A 17,524-nucleotide genomic window follows, 5' to 3' on the forward strand; every position below is an offset into this window, starting at 1 on the left:
AGTACCCGAACGGCCCCCTGGCGAACACCCCTGGCTAGTACGAAGAATCCCCGCCACGGGTTCACCTGCACCGATCGGGGCGCATCATGTGCGACCCCCGCGCGCAACCCGGAGGTGTGCGCCCCCGGCGCGGACGTGCGGGCACAATGGGCGGCATGCGAGCAGTGGTGCAACGGGTCGCCGAGGCGGCCGTGACGGTGGACGGCGGGACGGTCGGCGCGATCGAGGGGCCCGGCCTGTGCGTCCTGGTCGGCGCCACCCACGAGGACACCCCGGCGCAGGCCGCCCAACTGGCCCGCAAGCTGTGGACGCTGCGGCTGTTCCCCGGCAGCCCCGAGCAGTCCTGCTCGGAGCTCGGCGCCCCGCTGCTGGTGATCAGCCAGTTCACCCTCTACGGCGACGCCCGCAAGGGCCGCCGCCCCACCTGGAACGCCGCCGCCCCCGGCCCGGTCGCCGAACCGCTGGTGGACGCGGTGGTGGCCGAACTCCGCGCGCTGGGCGCGAAGGTGGAGACCGGGCGGTTCGGCGCCGACATGAAGGTGTCGCTGGTGAACGACGGGCCGTTCACCGTCCTGCTGGAGGTCTGAGAGCCGCTCAGGCGGGGACGATCACGTCCTGGCTGCCGGGCACGCCGTCGGCCAGCAGCACCGCGTCGACCGGGGTGTTGCGCTTGACCAGGGCCAGCGCGACCGGGCCGAGCTCGTGGTGGCGGGCGGCGGAGGTGACGAAGCCGACCGGCCGCTCCTGGCCGTCGACCCGGACCTCGGCGCCGTGCGCGGGCAGCTTCTCCTCGGTGCCGTCCAGGTGCAGGAAGACCAGCCGGCGCGGCGGGCGCCCCAGGTTGTGCACCCGGGCGACGGTCTCCTGGCCGCGGTAGCAGCCCTTGTTCAGGTGCACCGCACTGCCCAGCCAGTCCACCTCGTGCGGAATGGTGCGGTGGTCGGTCTCGAAGCCGAGCCGCGGCCGGTGCCCCTCGATCCGCAGCGCCTCGTACGCCCAGACGCCCGCGGCCGGGCCGAACTCGGCGGCGGCCTCGGCGAGTTCGGCGCGCGGCAGGAACAGGTCACGGCCCCACGGGAGCTCCCGCACCGCGGCGGCCCGGTCGGCGGGGGTGGTGGAGCCGGCCGGCAGGAACACCACGGCCCAGTCGGCGGTGGCGTCGGCGACCTCGGCCCGGTTCCAGAACTTCATCGACTCCAGGTACTTCACCAGCGCGGGCGCCGTACCGGGCTCGACGTGGATCCAGGTGGTGGCGCCGTCGTCGACCAGGTAGAGCGCGTGCTCGACGTGCCCGTGCGGGGAGAGCACCAGCGCCTCGGTGGCCTGCTGCGGCGGCAGGTCGCTGACGTGCTGGGTGAGCAGCAGGTGCAGCCAGCTCAGCCGGTCCGGGCCGGTCACGGTGATCACGCCGCGGTGCGACAGATCGGTGAAACCGCGACCGGCGGCGAGTTCGCGCTGCTCGCGGAACAGGTCGCCGTAGTGGGCGGCGACCCCCTCGTCGGGACCTTCGGCGGCGACGGCGCCGGGCAGCGCAAGCAGCGGGCTCTTCATACCGGCCAGCTTACGACCGGCGGCACCGGTCCAGGGGCCGCGGCCTACGACCGGCCGTCCGCCGCCTTGGCGGTGCAGTCCGCGCAGCGGCCGAAGATGGCGAAGTGCTTCAGGTCGGTGTCGAAGCCGTGCTCGGTGCGCAGGCTGTCGATCAGCGGCGCGGCGATCGCGGTGTCGGTCTCGGTGACCTGGTCGCAGTCCCGGCAGACCAGGTGCAGGTGGGTGTGCCGGCCCGCCAGGTGGTAGGTCGGCGCACCGTGCCCGAGGTGGGCGTGCGAGACCAGGCCGAGCTCCTCCAGGAGCTCCAGCGTCCGGTACACGGTGGAGATGTTGACGCCGCTGGCGGTGCGGCGGACCTGTACCAGGATCTCGTCGGGGGTGGCGTGGTCGAGCACGTCGACGGCCTCCAGCACCAGCTGGCGCTGCGGGGTCAACCGGTAGCCGCGCTCGCGCAGGTCGGCCTTCCAGTCGGTGGTGTCGGTGTTCGCCACGATGTCCCTGCCCGTCGAGAGGTCGTGCCGACCAGTGTAGGGACCGACCGCCCGGTCGGTCCCCCACTCGGCAACGCTCGTCCGATCAGCGGAAGAACGCGATCCCGTCGTCCGGGAGGTCGTTGACGTCCTTGATCAGCTGCGCCGGGTTGAGCACCTTCTTCAGCTGCGCCGACATGTACGGCCGCAGCGGCACCTCGGGGGCGGCCTTCTCGCCGACCCACAGCAGCTCGTCCTTCACCAGGCCGAACAGGCGCTTGCCGCCGCTGTACGGGGCCGCGCCCTCGATCCGGGCGACCGCGTCGGTGGCCAGGTCGATCTGCGGCTTGCCGTCGTGCAGCTTGCCGTACCAGATCTCCACAGTGCCGTCGTCGCGCACCGAGGAGACCTCGATCTCGCGCTCGCCGCTGGTGCCGTGCTGGTTGCTGGTCACCCGCCAGAAGGCGTGCTCCATCTCCAGCGGGCGAACCTTCTCGCCCTGCTCGTCCAGCACCCAGGTACGGGAGCGGAACTCCAGGAAGGGTCGTCCGTCGTGGCGGAAGACGATCTCCTGGCCGAAGTTGCACTTCTCGCTGCCGGGGAAGTCGTGCACGCCCGCGCCCTCCCAGGTACCGAGGAGGAAGGCGAGCGGGACGACGTCCCGGTGGAGGTCGGAAGGAATCTCGATCATGGTCCTGGCTGCTGTCGTCGGACGGTTACCGGCTCAACCGTACGGCAGCGCTCAGCGCTGGCCCTGGTAGAGCTTCATCACGGAGAAGATGGCGAACCAGGTGATCAGCACGGCCACCAGAACCAGCAGGCTTTCGAAGAAGATCTCAAGACCGGACACGGTGTGCTCCCAGGGGCGGGTTCGACGGAGGAACGGGGCTTTCCACTACGGCCGGGAGTCTATCGGGCGGCCCTTGCGGCCGTAGTCTCTGGGGCATGTCGAAGAAGCTGGTCATCAAGGTCACCGCCGGTGCGGACGCGCCGGAGCGCTGCTCGCAGGCCTTCACGGTCGCCTCCGTCGCGGTCGCCAGCGGCGTCCCGGTCTCGCTCTGGCTCACCGGCGAGTCCTCGTGGTTCGCGCTGCCGGGGAAGGCCGCCGAGTTCGAACTGCCGCACGCCGCGCCGCTGCCGGACCTGCTGGAGGCGATCCTCGCCGCCGGCACCGTCACGCTGTGCACCCAGTGCGCGGCGCGCCGGGGCATCGCCCAGGCGGACGTGATCGAGGGCGTGCGGATCGCCGGCGCGCAGGTGTTCCTGGCCGAGGTGATGGCGGACGGCGCGCAGGCGCTCGTCTACTGACGCACTACCGCTCCTCGGGGGGCTCCCGGTCCGGCCGGTCCGGGTCGTGGCCGGGCTGCTCCCAGTGCGGGTCGTCCCAGCGCGGGTCGTCGAAGCCCGGATCGCCGAAGCGCTGGCCGCCCCACGGGTCCGTGGGCGGCTCGCGGTCCGGCCGGTCCGGGTCGTGGCCGCGCTGCTCCCAGCGGGGGTCGTCCCAGCGCGGGTCGTTCCACCAGTCGTCGTCCTTGTCGCGCCGGTTGGCGAGGACGGCGGCCAGCGGCGGGATCGCCATGGCGACCACGCACATGCCGATGGCGGCGCCGACCGAGAAGAACCGCACCACGCCCCAGGCGAGGACGAACAGTCCCAGACAGACGCCCATCATCACGAAGTAGCGCACGTGCCGCCGGTGTGCCTGCACGCTTCCAGGGTAGGCCGAGGGCCCCGGCCGTCAGAAGACGGCCGGGGCCCTCGGTTCGATCCTGTCCGCGGTCGTCAGACCGCGATCGCGACCTCGGTGAACTCACCCTGGGTGGCGACCACCTGGCGGTCCACGGTGGCGCCGGGCACCAGGGCCCGCAGGGTCCACTTGCCCGGGCGGGCGAAGAACCGGAACTGCCCGGTCGCCGAGGTCGGGACCTCGGCGGTGAACTCGCCGTTCTCGTCCAGCAGCCGCACGTAGCCGTTGACCGGCTCCTCGTTGCGGGTCACCGAACCCTGGATGATCGTCTCGTTCGCCACGTCAACTCCTGCCAGGTCCGGGCCGCCGGCCTTCGCACCGCACATGTCTGTGTCTCCCTCTTCTTTGCTTCGCGCGAGCCGGGGCTCAGTTGCCGAGCTCGATCGGCACGCCGACCAGGCTGCCGTACTCGGTCCACGAGCCGTCGTAGTTCTTGACGTTCTGCTGGTCGAGCAGCTCGTGCAGGACGAACCAGGTGAGCGCGGAGCGCTCGCCGATGCGGCAGTAGGCGATGGTGTCGGTGGCCAGGTCGACGCCCTCGGCCTCGTAGAGCGCCTTCAGCTCGTCGTCGCTCTTGAAGGTGCCGTCGTCGTTGGCGTTCTTCGCCCACGGGACGTTCTTGGCGCTCGGCACGTGGCCGGGGCGCTGCGACTGCTCCTGCGGGAGGTGGGCCGGGGCGAGCAGCTTGCCGGAGAACTCGTCGGGCGAGCGGACGTCGACCAGGTTCAGGGTGCCGATCGCGTCGATCACGTCGTCGCGGAAGGCGCGGATCGAGGAGTCGGCCGGCTGCGCGGTGTACTGGGTGGCGGCCCGCTCGGGCTGCTCGACGACCAGCTCGCGGGAGTCCAGCTCCCACTTCTTGCGGCCGCCGTCCAGCAGGCGGACGTCGCCGTGGCCGTACAGCTTGAAGTACCAGTAGGCGTAGGAGGCGAACCAGTTGTTGTTGCCGCCGTACAGCACCACGGTGTCGTCGTTGGCGATGCCCTTGGCGGACAGCAGCGCCTCGAAGCCCGCCTGGTCGATGAAGTCGCGGCGGACCGGGTCCTGGAGGTCCTTCTTCCAGTCGATCCGGACCGCGTTGCGGATGTGGTTCTTGTCGTAGGCGGCGGTGTCTTCGTCGACCTCGACGATGACGACCTTCGGGTCGTCCAGGCGTGCCTGGACCCAGTCGGCGTCGACCAGGACGTCGCTGCGGCTCATTGCTGTTCTCCATCCGAGGGCGGTTGGCGGAAGGCTGCTGGAAAAACACCCGGGCCGCGTTGTCCGTACAACTGTCCGCATATTGGGACGACGTAAGGTGCGGCAGAGCCGGGCGGGTGGATCGTGAGAGGTGCTCGTCGTTCCCGACGCACCGGTGCGCAACTGCTACCGGTTGGCGGCGCCGGAACGGGGCCGGGCGTGCCGTGACTGGGGCCAGGACCGCCCGGTCAGCGCATTCGACAGAGGCAGCTCGACACGCGGCAGTGGTCTACCGCCCGCCGCTTCGTGAGGTCCGCCTGTCGCTTCATGACGACGATGCTAGGGACTCCGAAGGGGCGCTGTCATCATCGTGTCGAATGGTGAGACCTGATCGACCGAATCCTGAGATTTACCGGCTTTCCACCGCGCGCCACCAGGCCCGGACCCCGCGCGGGGGCCGGGCGGACCCGTGCTGCCGAAAGATTTTCCCGGCGGTGCTGGACAGCGTGTCTCGCCCACCGGACAGGCGCTAATGCCCCAGCGTGGTGCCGGGGGCGACCGTGAAGCGCAGCCGCACTCCGCCCTGCTCAGGGGCGGCCTCGGCCAGCGACAGGCCCTTGGGCAGACCGGTCAGGTGGAACCGCTGGGGCTTCAGCAGGTCGCCTGCCAGACCCTTCAACGCCGAGGCGGTGCCGGTCAGTTGGAGGTTGTCGACGACCACGTCGTTGCCCTCGCTGTGCAGCTTTCCGGTGATCCCGCCGGCGGGCATCGCGGCCTTCACTTCGCCGGGGCCGGCGTACTCCAGGTTGAGCAGGCCGCCGCCGCGCATGAACTTGGCGAGGTCCTTGTAGTCGACCACGCCCTGGCCGTCGCCGCGGCCGACCGTCACGCCCCGGTACGAGTCGGTGAACTTCACCTGGGACAGGCTGGCCCGGAACGAGCGCACCGTCACCTTCTCCTTGCCGTCGGTGACGGTCATCCCGTCCGAGGAGAGGTCGACCTGGTCGAGCTCGCCGGCCACCGCGCTGGTCAGGAAGGGGACGTCGCCGATCTCGACGGTCGGCTTGCTGGTCAGCCAGCCGGAGGAGACCGCCGCGTCCGCGGCCTGGTCCTCCGCCACCCCGACGGCCACCCGGTCGGCGGCGACCAACAGGCCGCCCACCACTCCGAGGCCGATCAGCAGTTTCACCGCGCCATGCATCGCTTCCCCCTGAAACGGTCCGGCCGGGCCGTTTCGTCGACGGACCGGTCCCGAAGACAGGACGATCGCACGGACGCCCGGGTTCCGGTGCGGCACTCGGGCAAACCCGCGCTCAGCCTCCGGCGAACGGCGGCAGCACCTCCACCGTGCCGCCCTCGGTCAGCGGCACCTCGGCGTGCTCCCGGCCGCCCACCGGGTCGCCGTCCACCAGGAACGAGCAGACGGTCAGCACCCGCAGCAGCTCCGGCCGCCCGGCGTGCGCGGCGCGCACCGCGGCCAGCGCCTCGGCCAGCGTGGCGGCCAGGTACGGCTCCTCGGCCCGGCCCGCCGCGGACTTGGCGGCGGCCCAGTAGCGGACCGTTCCGCTCACCCGCACAGGTGAATCCGGCGTGCGACGGGCTTCGGCGGCAGCGGTCACGGCAACCCCTCTCGATGGTCCTCGCCCGGTACGGCGGCCGGACCGGTGCGGGCCCATCATCGCCCGCGGCCCCCGCCGCCGGGCAAACCTCCCAGGTCATCACGGGGGCGCAAGGTGTCGTACCTCACCCCTCCCGGGGCCGGTCGCGGACCCGTGCGCCGCTCGCGCCTCTCCCGACTGCGCGGGCGGTCGGCTATTCTCGATTCCGTAAGGGATCCGGGCAGAGTCGCCCCCGGATCCTTTTGTGCTTTCAGGACGCCAGTAGGACGTTCTTGCGAACGGTGCCCCACCCGCACCGGCCGCCGGACCGGCCCCGCCGCCGACCGCACGACGACGTGCCGGCCGTCGGCGGACAGAGCGGAGGGTACGCCGATGGACGAGGCACCAGTGGGACTCCGGGGGTTGCGGGACCCCCGGACGGCCGCCGCCCCGTCCGCCGCCGTCCCCTCCGGGCTGTCGGCGCTCCCCCACCCTGTACCGCGTCCGTCGTCCCCCCGGCGGCCGCGACCGCGACGACCCGGAAAGGGGACTGGCCGGGTATGAGTTCACTGCTCCTGCTGACCAACGCCCTGCAACCCTCCGCCGAGGTGCTGCCCGCCCTCGGCCTGCTGCTGCACAGCGTCCGGGTGGCCCCCGCCGAGGGGTCCGCCCTGGTCGACACCCCGAGCGCCGACGTGATCCTGGTCGACGGGCGCCGCGACCTGCCGCAGATCCGCAGCCTGTGCCAGCTGCTGCGGTCCACCGGCATCGGCAGCCCGCTGATCCTGGTGGTCACCGAGGGCGGCCTGGCCGCCGTCACCGCCGAGTGGGGCATCGACGACGTGCTGCTGGACACCGCCGGGCCGGCCGAGGTCGAGGCCCGGCTGCGGCTCGCCCTCGGCCGGCTCCAGGTCGCCGTCGACGACTCCCCGATGGAGATCCGCAACGGCGACCTGTCGGTCGACGAGGCCACCTACTCCGCGAAGCTCAAGGGCCGCGTCCTCGACCTCACCTTCAAGGAGTTCGAGCTGCTGAAGTACCTGGCCCAGCACCCCGGCCGGGTGTTCACCCGAGCCCAGCTGCTCCAGGAGGTGTGGGGCTACGACTACTTCGGCGGCACCCGCACCGTGGACGTCCACGTGCGCCGGCTGCGGGCCAAACTCGGGGTCGAGAACGAGCAGTTGATCGGCACCGTGCGCAACGTCGGCTACCGCTTCGTGGTCCCGGACCGGGCCGAGCGCAGCGGCGAACGGGCCGAGCCGAACAGAGCCGCGGCACACCGCGAACGCTGACCGGCCGTCGGACGGCCGGGCGGCGCCACCCCTCGCCCGGCTTGCCCGGATCGGTCCGGTTCGGTCCCGAAAGCACCCCGTCCCACCAGGTGCGACCCGGGCTCGAAGCGCCGAGCCACCCGCGTAGACTCCCCCCGTGGCCAAGGTGACGCGCGACGATGTAGCCCGACTGGCTGGGACCTCGACCGCGGTCGTCAGCTATGTGATCAACAACGGTCCCCGGCCGGTCGCCCCGGCCACCCGGGAAAAGGTGCTGGCCGCGATCGAGCAGCTCGGCTACCGCCCGAACTCCGTCGCCCAGGCGATGGCCTCCCGGCGCACCAACCTGATCGGCATGGTCGTCCCCGACGCCCGGCAGCCCTTCTTCGCGGAGATGGCGCACGCCGTGGAACGCGCCGCCTCCGAGCGCGGCAAGCTCGTGCTGATCGGCAACTCCGACTACGTCGACGACCGCGAGGTGCACTACGTCCGGGCCTTCCTCGGCATGCGGGTCTCCGGCCTGATCCTGGTCAGCCAGGGCCCCTCGCAGCGCGCCGCCGAGGAGTTCGCCGCCATGGAGGGCGCCAAGGTGGTGCTGCTGCACCGCCGCCCCGAGGCGATCGACGACGTCGCCGTGGTCACCGACGACGTCGGCGGCTCCGAACTGGTCGTCCGTCACCTTCTCGAAGTGCACGGTCACCCGTACGTGGCGTGCTTCGGCGGACCGGTCGAGTCGCCCGCCCCCGGCGACCCGGTCATCGACCACGTGGCCGGCTGGGAGCTCGCCATGGCCGCGCACGGCCTGCCCACCGAGCCGCACCTGATCGACGCCCCGTTCCACCGCTACGGCGCCTACCAGGTCGCGCTGGACCTGCTCTCCTCCGACCGGCGGCCGCCCGCGATCTTCTGCTCCACCGACGACCAGGCCATCGGCGTGCTGCGGGCCGCCCGCGAACTCGGCCTGAAGGTCGGCGAGGACCTCGCGGTGGCCGGCTTCGACGACATCCCCGAGGCCGGGTTCGCCGACCCGCCGCTCACCACCGTCGCCTCCGACCGGGACGCGATGGCCCGGGCCGCCGTCGACCTGGTCCTCGACGACTCGCTGATGGTGCCCGGCAGCGACACCGAACGGGTCCGCAAGTTCCCGTCCCGGCTGGTCGTGCGGCGTTCCTGCGGCTGCTCCGGCGACTCGGACCGATCTCCGGCCTGACCAGGCTTTATGAGAAGCTGACGCGCTTCTCGGGGAACTCGTACCGCCCTCTCATCGAACGTTCATGAAGCGGGCGGAACGTCATTCCCATGAGCGAGCACCGCAGCACCCACGAGCCCCACCCCCAGGACGGCGGCGCGGGCTGGCTCCCGCCGACGCCGCCCGCCGCGCCGCAGCAGCCGTACCCCGAGCACCCCGGGTACCCGGCCCTGCCGCCCACCGCCTTCACCGCCGGCCCCGAGCTGCCGCCGCCCGGCGGCCGCGGCGGCCACCGCGCCCGCCGCGGACTGCTGAAGAGCCGCCTCGCCCTGGCCACCGCCGTCGCCGCGATGGCGGCCCTGCTCGGCGGCGTCACCGGCGGCGTCCTGGTGAAGGACCGGGACGGCTCCACCACCGCGAGCAGCACCCTGGTCCGCCCGGTCGCGGCCAACGCCAACGGCAGCGCCAACGTCTCGGCGATCGCCGCCGCGCTCTCCCCCGCCGTCGTGCAGATCACCGTGCAGACCGGCAACGGCACCGCGACCGGCACCGGCGTGATCCTCACCGCCGACGGACAGATCCTCACCAACTACCACGTCGTCTCCGGCGCGGTGAACGGCGGCCGGGCCACCGTCACCTTCCACGACGGCCGGACCGCCCCCGCGACCGTCACCGGCACCGACAAGTCCCTGGACACCGCCGTCATCACCGCCTCCGGCGTCAGCGGCCTGACCACCGCCGTGCTCGGCGACTCCGACGCGACGGCCGTCGGCGACCCGGTGGTCGCCATCGGCAACCCCGAGGGCCTCACCGGCACCGTCACCTCCGGCATCATCTCCGCCAAGAACCGCTCCGTCTCCGTCCAGGTCGACGAGGGCACCACCAGCGGCAACGGCGGCTTCGGCTTCCCCAACCTGCCCGGCCTGCGCGGCTCCACCAGCGCCTCCGGCTCCGACACCGCCACCTACCGGGCGCTGCAGACCGACGCCGCGCTCAACCCCGGCAACTCCGGCGGCCCGCTGATCAACGCCTCCGGCCAGGTCATCGGCCTCAACTCGGCGATGTACTCCGCGAGCGGCTCCGGCTCCACCGGCGGCACCGAGGCGGGCAGCGTCGGCCTCGGCTTCGCCATCCCGATCAACAGCGTCAAGCAGGTGCTGCCGCAGATGCAGGCCGGCAAGAACCTGTGACACCCGCCGGTTCCGTCCCCCGGCGACGGACAATGGCCACGACCGCACCGGAATCAGAAAGGGCCCAGCGCCGATGACTCCCCCCGCCGACGACCGCACCCCTGCCGAGGCCCCGGGCGGCGGCGCCCGCGTCCTCGTGGTCGACGACGAACCCGCCCTGCGCGACGCGCTGGAATCCAGCCTCGCCTTCGAGGGCTACCAGGTCACCACCGCCACCGACGGCTACGAGGCCCTCGCCTCCGTCGAACGCGACCGCCCCGACCTGGTGCTGCTCGACATCATGATGCCGCGGATGGACGGCCTCACCGCCGTCCGCCGGATGCGCTCGCGCGGCGACACCGTGCCCGTCCTGATGCTCACCGCGCGGGACGCCGTCGGCGACCGCGTCACCGGACTCGACGTCGGCGCCGACGACTACCTCGCCAAGCCCTTCGAGCTCGACGAACTCCTCGCCCGGGTCCGCGCCCTGCTCCGCCGCAACGCGCTCGCCGCGGAGGCCGCCGCCCGCACCGCCGCCGACGAGGACGGCGGCGAGGTGCTCGCCTTCGCCGACCTGCGGATGAACACCGCGACCCGGGAAGTCACCCGGGCCGGCACCACCATCGAACTCACCCGCACCGAGTTCATGCTGCTGGAGATGTTCCTCTCCCACCCGCGCCAGGTGCTGACCCGCGAACAGATCCTCAAGGCCGTCTGGGGCTTCGACTTCGAGCCCTCCTCCAACTCCCTCGACGTCTACGTCATGTACCTGCGCCGCAAGACCGAGCAGGCCGGCATGCCCCGCATCATCCAGACCGTCCGCGGCGTCGGCTACGCGCTGCGCACCGTCGCCAACGGCGCCGCGGCGTGAAGTTCGCCGGCCGGCTCACGGGGTGGTTCCGCGGCAGATCGCTGCGGAGCCGACTGGCCATGCTCACGGCCGCCGCGGTGGCGGTGGCGATCACGGTGGTGAGCATGGCCAGTTGGCTGCTGGTCCGTGAACGCCTGTACCAGGAGCTGAACGACAGCCTCTCCGCCGCCCCCCGCGCGCCGCTGGCGCCGCCCGACCAGACCGAACTGCACTGCGGCACGACCCCGGCCGAGGCCCTGGCCAACGTCCCCGTCGGGGGCGGCAATCGGCTCGGCCCGCAGATGTACGACTACCAGTTCGTACTGACCGACGGCACGGTGTGCCTCCTCGGCGACGCCACCCGGGCCATCCAGGTCGTGCCGGGCGACAACGTCCTGCTGCCCCACGGCAAGCGGGAGACCTACCGCGCCGGGAACTACCTCGGCGGCGACGACTCCGCACAGGTGCGGCGCACCAACATCACCGTGAAGGTGAACGGGATGCCGCAGCAGGCCGTTCTCCTCACCGCGCTGCCCACCCACGGGGTGCAGAAGTCGCTCAGCTCACTCGCGTTGCTGATGACCGGCGTCGCCGGCCTCGGCGTCGTCGGCGCCGGCATCGCCGGCCGGGTCGTCGCCCGGTCCGCGCTCAAGCCCGTCGACCAGCTCACCGACGCCGTCGAGCACATCGCGCGCACCGAGGAGGTCGGCGCAACCATCCCCGTCAACGGCAGCGACGAGATCACCCGGCTCTCCACCTCGTTCAACTCGATGTCCACCGCGCTCGCCAACTCCCGGGAGCGGCAGACCCGGCTGATCGCCGACGCCGGGCACGAGCTCCGCACCCCGCTCACCTCGCTGCGCACCAACGTGGACCTGCTGATCCGGTCCGACCAGCAGGGCCGGGCGCTGCCGCCGGAGACCCGGGCGCGGATGCTGGGCAACATGAAGGCGCAGATGCAGGAGCTGACCGTACTGATCGGCGACCTGCTGCAACTCTCCCGCCCGGACACCCCGAACCCGGAGGCGGTGCGCACCGTGGTGCCGTTCCACGAGACGGTGGCGCGGGCGCTGGAGCGCGGGCGGCTGCGCGGCCCGGCGCTGACCTTCGTCACCGAGGTGAACCCCTGGTACGTGCACGGCGATCCGGCCGCGCTGGAGCGGGCGGTGATCAACCTGCTGGACAACGCGGTGAAGTACTCACCGCCGTCCGGGACGGTCGAGGTGCGGCTGCGGGCCGGCCGGTTGACGGTCCGCGACCACGGTCCCGGCATCCCGACCGACGAACTCCCGTTCGTCTTCGACCGGTTCTGGCGCTCCCCGTCCTCCCGTCAACTGCCGGGCTCCGGGCTGGGGCTGTCGATCGTGGCGCAGAGCGTGCGGGACGCCGGCGGACAGGTCTCGCTGGGGCCCGCGACGGACGGCGGCCCGGGGACGCAGGCGGTCATGGTGCTGCCCGGGCAGCCGGACGACCCGCGCTGAGCACGCCGGAGGGCGGGACACCGAAGTGTCCCGCCCTCTGCTTGCAGTGCTTCGTCAGCCGATGGACTGGCCGACGCCGATGACCTTGATCCGGTTCTGGGCCGGCGGGACGATCGGGGCGGTGGCGGTGCTGTGGCCCGTCAGGTACGCGTTGAAGAGGTCCAGGTCGGAGGCGCCGACGAGCTTGTCGGTGCCGGCCGCGAAGGCCGGGAAGCCGTCGCCGCCGCCGGCCAGGAACTCGTTGGCGGCGACCCGGTACTTGGCGTTCGGGTCGACGGGGGCGCCGTTCAGGCGGACCGAGTCGACGATCACGCGGTCCGCGCCGGCCTTGTTCAGGTCCAGCGTGTAGGCGAGGTTGCCGGAGATCTGCAGGATCTTCGGGGCGGCCGCGTTGGAGCCGGAGACCTGCTGCTGCAGGACCTGGACCAGCTGGGCGCCGGTGAGGGTCTTGACCTGCATCATGTTGGTGAACGGCTGGACGGTGAACGCCTCGCCGTAGGTCACCACGCCGTCGCCCTCACTGCCGGACGCCTTGTAGACCAGGTCCGAGCGGATGCCGCCGGGGTTCATGAAGGCCACCTGCGCGCCGCCCTTGTCGGCGGGCGCGAGACCGGCCAGCTGCGCGTCGGCGATCAGGTCGCCGAGCGGCTTCTCCAGGTCGCTGGAGCCGCGGCCGTTGATGTCGGCGCTGATGTAGCCGACGGCGCGGTTGGCGATCGGGGCGGCCAGCTTGCTGTACTTGCCGATCAGCGTGGTCATGTCCGGCGCCTTGGGCAGGTCACGGCGCACGACGTGGTTGGCCGCGGTGACCGACGGGCGGACGATCGAGCCGGTCCGCTTGTCCAGCTTGAGGTCGATCTCGGTGTACAGGCGGCCGAACGAGGCGGCGCTGGTGACCGAGCGGGGCACGCCGTTCGGGTCCGGGATCATGCAGGCGTACGAGTTGTGGGTGTGGCCGGTGACGATCGCGCCGACCGCCGGGTCGAGGCGCTTGGCGATGTCCACGATCGGGCCGGAGATGCCGGAGCCGCCCGCGCCGCAGTCGTAGTTGTAGACGTTGCTGGCCGGCAGGCCGCCCTCGTGGATCAGCGCGACCACCGAGTTGACGCCCTGGCGCTTCAGCTCCGCGGTGTACTTGTTGATCGTCTCGACCTCGTTGCCGAACTTGAGGCCCTGCACGCCGGCGGCGGTGACGATGTTCGGGGTGCCCTCCAGGGTCACGCCGATGAAGCCGACCTTGACGCCGCGGACGTTCTTCACCCAGTACGGCTTGAGCAGCTGCTTGCCGGTCTTCTCGTTGGTGACGTTGGCCGCCAGGTACGGGAACTCGGCGCCCTCGAAGGTGCGACCCTCCTCGTAGCAGCCGTCGGTCGGGTGGCAGCCGCCGTTCTGCATGCGCTTCAGCTCGGCCGAGCCCTCGTCGAACTCGTGGTTGCCCACCGAGGTGACGTCGAGGCCGATCTGGTTCATCGCCTCGACGGTCGGCTCGTCGTGGAACAGGCCGGAGATCAGCGGGCTGGCGCCGATGATGTCGCCAGCCGCGACGGTCACGCTGTTCGGGTGGCCCGCGCGGGCGTTGCGCAGCGCGGTGGCCAGGTACTCGACACCGCCCGCGGGGGTGGCGACGGTCTTGCCGGTGGTCGCGTCGATCTCGTTGACGGTGCCGGACGAACCCGCCGGGGGCTCCAGGTTGCCGTGCAGGTCGTTGATGGCGAGGAGCTGCAGGTCCTCGTACTTGGGCTTGTCCTGGCCGTGCCCGTGGGCCTCGGCGGTGGCCGGCAGGGCCATCGAGCCGATGAGGGCGGCGGCCGCGGCGACCGCGAGCGCGGTCCTGCGGCGGCCGGTCGAACCGGAAATGGGCATGAAGGTCCCCTGCACCGTCGGGGCCGCGACGGACGGCGGCCTGGCGTTGTATCGGGGAGCAGCCTAGAGTCCACGCGCGTAGCTGTCAGGAACCCTGGGGTAACGAGCTGGTATCCGAGGACTGACGACTTCTCGGCTGATCCTCGGTCAGCCCGTCGTCCGACCCGTCGCCCGGCCCGCCGGCCGGCCGGCCGCGGCGGTCAGATCCTGGGCTGGGCGGCCAGCTGCTGCTCGGCGCGCTCGCGCTCGGCCACCGCGTCCTCGGTCATCGCCCGGTCGGTGTACACCAGCGGGCGCTCGGCCTCGGTGATGATGTGCTTGACCACCTGCACGTTGCCGTTGACGTCCCACACCGCGATGCCCGGCGACAGCGTCGGAATGATCTCCACCGCCCAGCGCGGCAGACCCAGCACCCGGCCGGTGGCCCTGGCCTCCTCCGCCTTCTGCATGTAGATGGTGCGGGTGGAGGCCATCTTCAGGATCGCCGACGCCTCCTTCGCCGCCGCCCCGTCCACCACGTCCGACAGGTGGTGCACCACGGCCACGAAGGACAGGCCCAGCCGGCGTCCGAACTTCAGCAGTCGCTGGAACAGCTGCGCCACGAACGGGCTGTTGATGATGTGCCAGGCCTCCTCGACCAGGAAGATCCGCTTCACCCGGTCCGGCCGCAGCCAGGTGTGCTCCAGCCACACCCCGACGATCGCCATCAGGATCGGCATCGCGATCGAGTTCCGGTCGATGTGCGACAGGTCGAAGACGATCAGCGGCGCGTCCAGGTCGATGCCCGCCGAGGTCGGGCCGTCGAACATGCCGCGCAGGTCGCCGTCGACCAGCCGGTCCAGCACCAGTGCCACGTCCAGGCCCCAGGACTGCACCTCGCCGACCTCCACGCCCAGCGACTCCACCGCCGACAGGTCGGGGTTGCGCAGCGTGTCGATGATGTCGTTCAGCACCGGCTGACGGTCCTTCACCGTGGCGTGCACGTACGCGTGCGCCGCCTTCAGCGCGAAGCCGGCCCGCTCCTCCAGCGGGCGGGCCATCGCCACCTCGATGATGGTGCGCAGCAGCGACAGCTGGCCGGTGGTGGTGATCGCCGGGTCCAGCGGGTTCAGCTTCACCCCGCCGTCCCGGGCCGCCAGCGGGTCCAGCCGGACGGACTTTATCCCCAGCGCGTTGGCGATCAGGTTCCACTCGCCGACGCCGTCCTCGCCCTGCGCGTCCAGCACCACCACCTGGCGGTCGCGGAACCTCAACTGCCGCAGCACATACGTCTTCTCCAGCGCCGACTTGCCGTTGCCGGACTCCCCCAGCACCAGCCAGTGCGGGGCCGGCAGCTGCTGGCCGTACAACTGGAACGGGTCGTAGACGTAGCCCTTGCCGCTGTACACCTCGCGGCCGATGATCACCCCGGAGTCGCCCAGGCCGGGCGCCGCCGTCGGCAGGTACACCGCCTGCGCCTGGCCGCTGGAGGTGCGCACCGGCAGCCGGGTGGTCTCCACCCGGCCGAACAGGGCGCTGGCGAAGCCGTCGGTGAGGTTTCCGAGCATCTGAGGGGCCTCCGATGGTTCAGCGGCGGATGCCGGTGGCGAACGGCAGGGTGTTGGCGAACGCCCGGTGGTGCTCGCGGTCGCACCACTCCAGCTTCAGGTAGCTCTTGCCCGCCGAGGCGCGGATGGTCCGCTTGTCCCGGGCCAGCGCCTCCGGGCTGCGCGAGGACACCGTCAGGTAGCCCACCAGGTTCACCCCGGCCGCACCGGACGCCAGGTCGTCGCCGCGCTGGTCCACCCGGCCGGTGTGCGCCAGGTCGCGCGGGTCCACCGTGCGGTTCATCTTCGCCGCCCGGCTGGCCTCCGCCTCGTCGTTGGTCTTCTCGGTGAGCATCCGCTCGATCGCCACGTCGGTCGGCTCCAGGTCCATGGTGACCGCGACCGTCCGGATCACGTCCGGGGTGTGCACCAGCAGCGGCGCCAGGAAGTTCACCCCGACCGGGGTCAGCGGCCACTCCTTGATCCACGCGGTGGCGTGGCACCACGGCTCCCGGGTCGCCGACTCCCGGGTCTTCGCCATCAGGTACTGCGGGTGCGTGGCGTCCAGCTCGGCCGGCCAGGCGTTGCGCCGGCTCATCGCCTGGATGTGGTCGATCGGGTGGTCCGGGTCGTACATCGAGTGGATCAGCGACGCCAGCCGGGCCTGCCCCAGCGGCTGCCGCACCCGGATGTCCGCCTCCGCCAACCGGGCGCAGATGTCCGTCAGTTCACGCGCCATCACGGTCGCCAGACCGTCGTCCCCGCGGTCCCGCTCGGCCTCGTCCCGGCCGTACGCCGTCCGCCCCATCGCATGCGCCTCGGACGCCAGCTCCCGGGTGTACTGCATGCACGCCACCAGGTACGCCCGGTGCTGCTCCGAGGAGGTCGACACCATCGACTGCAGCTGGTCGTAGCTCTCCTGCAGCCAGCGCGGCGCCGAGTGGTCGCCGCGCCGCTCCACGTCCTTGGCGTGCGCGTCCGGGTCGGCCGGCAGCGTCCGGGCCAGGATCTGCAGCCGCGTCACGAAGCCGTCGCCGTTGGCCACGTGCTTCAGCAGCGTGCCGAACCGGTCGACCAGCGCCTCCTGGTCCTCCGAGTCGCGCAGGCCCACGCCCGGGCCCTCGATCTCGATCGCCGCCGTCACCGTGCGCCGCTCCAGGTGCATCAGCACCGCGACCTCGTCCGGCCCGAACGGCGCGGTCAGCCAGCGCAGCCGCCCCACCCCCGGCGGCGGACCGACCTCCACCTCGCGCCCGTCCAACCGCGTCCCGGCCTCGTGCACGTCCGGCTTCCACACCGCCCGGCCGCTGCGCACCGTCCGCCGGTACGTCCGGTTGATCTCCACCCACTTGTAGAACGTCCGCCGCCGGTACGGCACGTACACCGCCATGATCGCCAGCAGCGGGAAACCCACCAGGCCGGCCAGCCGCAGCGGCAGGATCGGCACCCCCAGACCCCACAGCATGCCCAGGCCCGCGCCGGCGATGATCAGCACGATCTCACCGGTCTCCCGGTTGCGCCCGATCGGCGCGTTCGGGCGCGCCTTGCCGATCAGGTAGCTGCGGCGCGGCTGGGCGTACGGCTGGGCGTACTGGGCGCCGTACTGGCCGAACTGGTCGCTGCTCATCTA

18 protein-coding genes are annotated in these 17,524 nt (G+C 71.9%); 7 read left to right on the forward strand and 11 right to left on the reverse strand.

The window, feature by feature from the left end; translation table 11 throughout:
* The first annotated feature begins 155 nt into the window (after positions 1–155).
* Positions 156–587, forward strand: a complete 432-nt coding sequence (gene dtd / locus CG736_RS20280) for a D-aminoacyl-tRNA deacylase (RefSeq protein WP_100587650.1) — start codon at positions 156–158, stop codon at positions 585–587.
* Positions 588–594: 7 nt separating this feature from the next.
* On the opposite strand, the gene CG736_RS20285 is transcribed toward dtd, so the two are convergent.
* From CG736_RS20285 to CG736_RS20295, 3 genes are all read right to left on the reverse strand, one after another.
* Positions 595–1,551: a folate-binding protein YgfZ gene (locus tag CG736_RS20285; RefSeq protein ID WP_100587591.1), complete on the reverse strand. Its 957-nt coding sequence runs from the start codon at positions 1,549–1,551 to the stop codon at positions 595–597.
* A gap of 44 nt (positions 1,552–1,595) precedes the next feature.
* On the reverse strand, positions 1,596–2,042 hold the full coding sequence (locus CG736_RS20290; protein WP_043915578.1) for a Fur family transcriptional regulator: 447 nt from the start codon (positions 2,040–2,042) through the stop codon (positions 1,596–1,598).
* An 85-nt stretch (positions 2,043–2,127) separates the two neighbouring features.
* Positions 2,128–2,712, reverse strand: coding sequence for an FABP family protein (locus tag CG736_RS20295; protein ID WP_043915577.1), 585 nt, complete (start codon positions 2,710–2,712; stop codon positions 2,128–2,130).
* 254 nt (positions 2,713–2,966) lie between these two features.
* Between CG736_RS20295 and CG736_RS20300 the strand changes: the two genes are divergently transcribed.
* Positions 2,967–3,329: a DsrE family protein gene (locus CG736_RS20300; RefSeq protein ID WP_100587592.1), complete on the forward strand. Its 363-nt coding sequence runs from the start codon at positions 2,967–2,969 to the stop codon at positions 3,327–3,329.
* Between the two features lie 4 nt (positions 3,330–3,333).
* On the opposite strand, the gene CG736_RS38980 is transcribed toward CG736_RS20300, so the two are convergent.
* The 5 genes from CG736_RS38980 to CG736_RS20325 all read right to left on the reverse strand — a co-directional run bounded on the left by CG736_RS38980 (position 3,334) and on the right by CG736_RS20325 (position 6,518).
* The gene (locus tag CG736_RS38980) at positions 3,334–3,729 is read right to left on the reverse strand and encodes a DUF3099 domain-containing protein (RefSeq protein WP_100587593.1); all 396 of its coding nucleotides are present in this window, start codon (positions 3,727–3,729) and stop codon (positions 3,334–3,336) included.
* Positions 3,730–3,803: 74 nt separating this feature from the next.
* Positions 3,804–4,094, reverse strand: a complete 291-nt coding sequence (locus CG736_RS20310) for a DUF1416 domain-containing protein (RefSeq protein ID WP_035864892.1) — start codon at positions 4,092–4,094, stop codon at positions 3,804–3,806.
* Positions 4,095–4,134: 40 nt separating this feature from the next.
* The gene (locus CG736_RS20315; protein ID WP_100587594.1) at positions 4,135–4,968 is read right to left on the reverse strand and encodes a sulfurtransferase; all 834 of its coding nucleotides are present in this window, start codon (positions 4,966–4,968) and stop codon (positions 4,135–4,137) included.
* Between the two features lie 508 nt (positions 4,969–5,476).
* A complete protein-coding gene (locus CG736_RS20320; protein ID WP_052509739.1) occupies positions 5,477–6,136 on the reverse strand; it encodes a DUF2993 domain-containing protein in 660 nt (219 codons plus the stop codon).
* A 124-nt stretch (positions 6,137–6,260) separates the two neighbouring features.
* Positions 6,261–6,518, reverse strand: a complete 258-nt coding sequence (locus tag CG736_RS20325) for a MoaD/ThiS family protein (RefSeq protein ID WP_369880225.1) — start codon at positions 6,516–6,518, stop codon at positions 6,261–6,263.
* Positions 6,519–7,105: 587 nt separating this feature from the next.
* Between CG736_RS20325 and CG736_RS20330 the strand changes: the two genes are divergently transcribed.
* The 5 genes from CG736_RS20330 to CG736_RS20350 all read left to right on the forward strand — a co-directional run bounded on the left by CG736_RS20330 (position 7,106) and on the right by CG736_RS20350 (position 12,505).
* Positions 7,106–7,837, forward strand: coding sequence for a response regulator transcription factor (locus CG736_RS20330; RefSeq protein ID WP_100587596.1), 732 nt, complete (start codon positions 7,106–7,108; stop codon positions 7,835–7,837).
* A gap of 136 nt (positions 7,838–7,973) precedes the next feature.
* On the forward strand, positions 7,974–9,026 hold the full coding sequence (locus CG736_RS20335) for a LacI family DNA-binding transcriptional regulator (RefSeq protein WP_100587597.1): 1,053 nt from the start codon (positions 7,974–7,976) through the stop codon (positions 9,024–9,026).
* Between the two features lie 89 nt (positions 9,027–9,115).
* Positions 9,116–10,195, forward strand: coding sequence for a S1C family serine protease (locus tag CG736_RS20340; RefSeq protein ID WP_100587598.1), 1,080 nt, complete (start codon positions 9,116–9,118; stop codon positions 10,193–10,195).
* Between the two features lie 73 nt (positions 10,196–10,268).
* Positions 10,269–11,045, forward strand: a complete 777-nt coding sequence (locus CG736_RS20345) for a response regulator transcription factor (RefSeq protein WP_100587599.1) — start codon at positions 10,269–10,271, stop codon at positions 11,043–11,045.
* Positions 11,046–11,104: 59 nt separating this feature from the next.
* Entirely contained in the window at positions 11,105–12,505 is a 1,401-nt protein-coding gene (locus CG736_RS20350) for a cell wall metabolism sensor histidine kinase WalK (protein ID WP_100587600.1), read from the forward strand.
* A 54-nt stretch (positions 12,506–12,559) separates the two neighbouring features.
* Here the strand turns inward: CG736_RS20350 and CG736_RS20355 are convergent, their stop codons facing one another.
* The 3 genes from CG736_RS20355 to CG736_RS20365 form a co-directional block, all read right to left on the reverse strand.
* The gene (locus tag CG736_RS20355) at positions 12,560–14,368 is read right to left on the reverse strand and encodes a bifunctional UDP-sugar hydrolase/5'-nucleotidase (protein WP_100587601.1); all 1,809 of its coding nucleotides are present in this window, start codon (positions 14,366–14,368) and stop codon (positions 12,560–12,562) included.
* Between the two features lie 200 nt (positions 14,369–14,568).
* Entirely contained in the window at positions 14,569–15,915 is a 1,347-nt protein-coding gene (locus CG736_RS20360) for an ATP-binding protein (protein WP_100587602.1), read from the reverse strand.
* Between the two features lie 19 nt (positions 15,916–15,934).
* A complete protein-coding gene (locus CG736_RS20365) occupies positions 15,935–17,521 on the reverse strand; it encodes an SCO6880 family protein (RefSeq protein WP_100587603.1) in 1,587 nt (528 codons plus the stop codon).
* Positions 17,522–17,524 lie beyond the last annotated feature (3 nt).

It is taken from the genome of Kitasatospora sp. CB02891 (assembly GCF_002803145.1).
In the GTDB taxonomy this organism is placed as follows: domain Bacteria; phylum Actinomycetota; class Actinomycetes; order Streptomycetales; family Streptomycetaceae; genus Kitasatospora; species Kitasatospora griseola.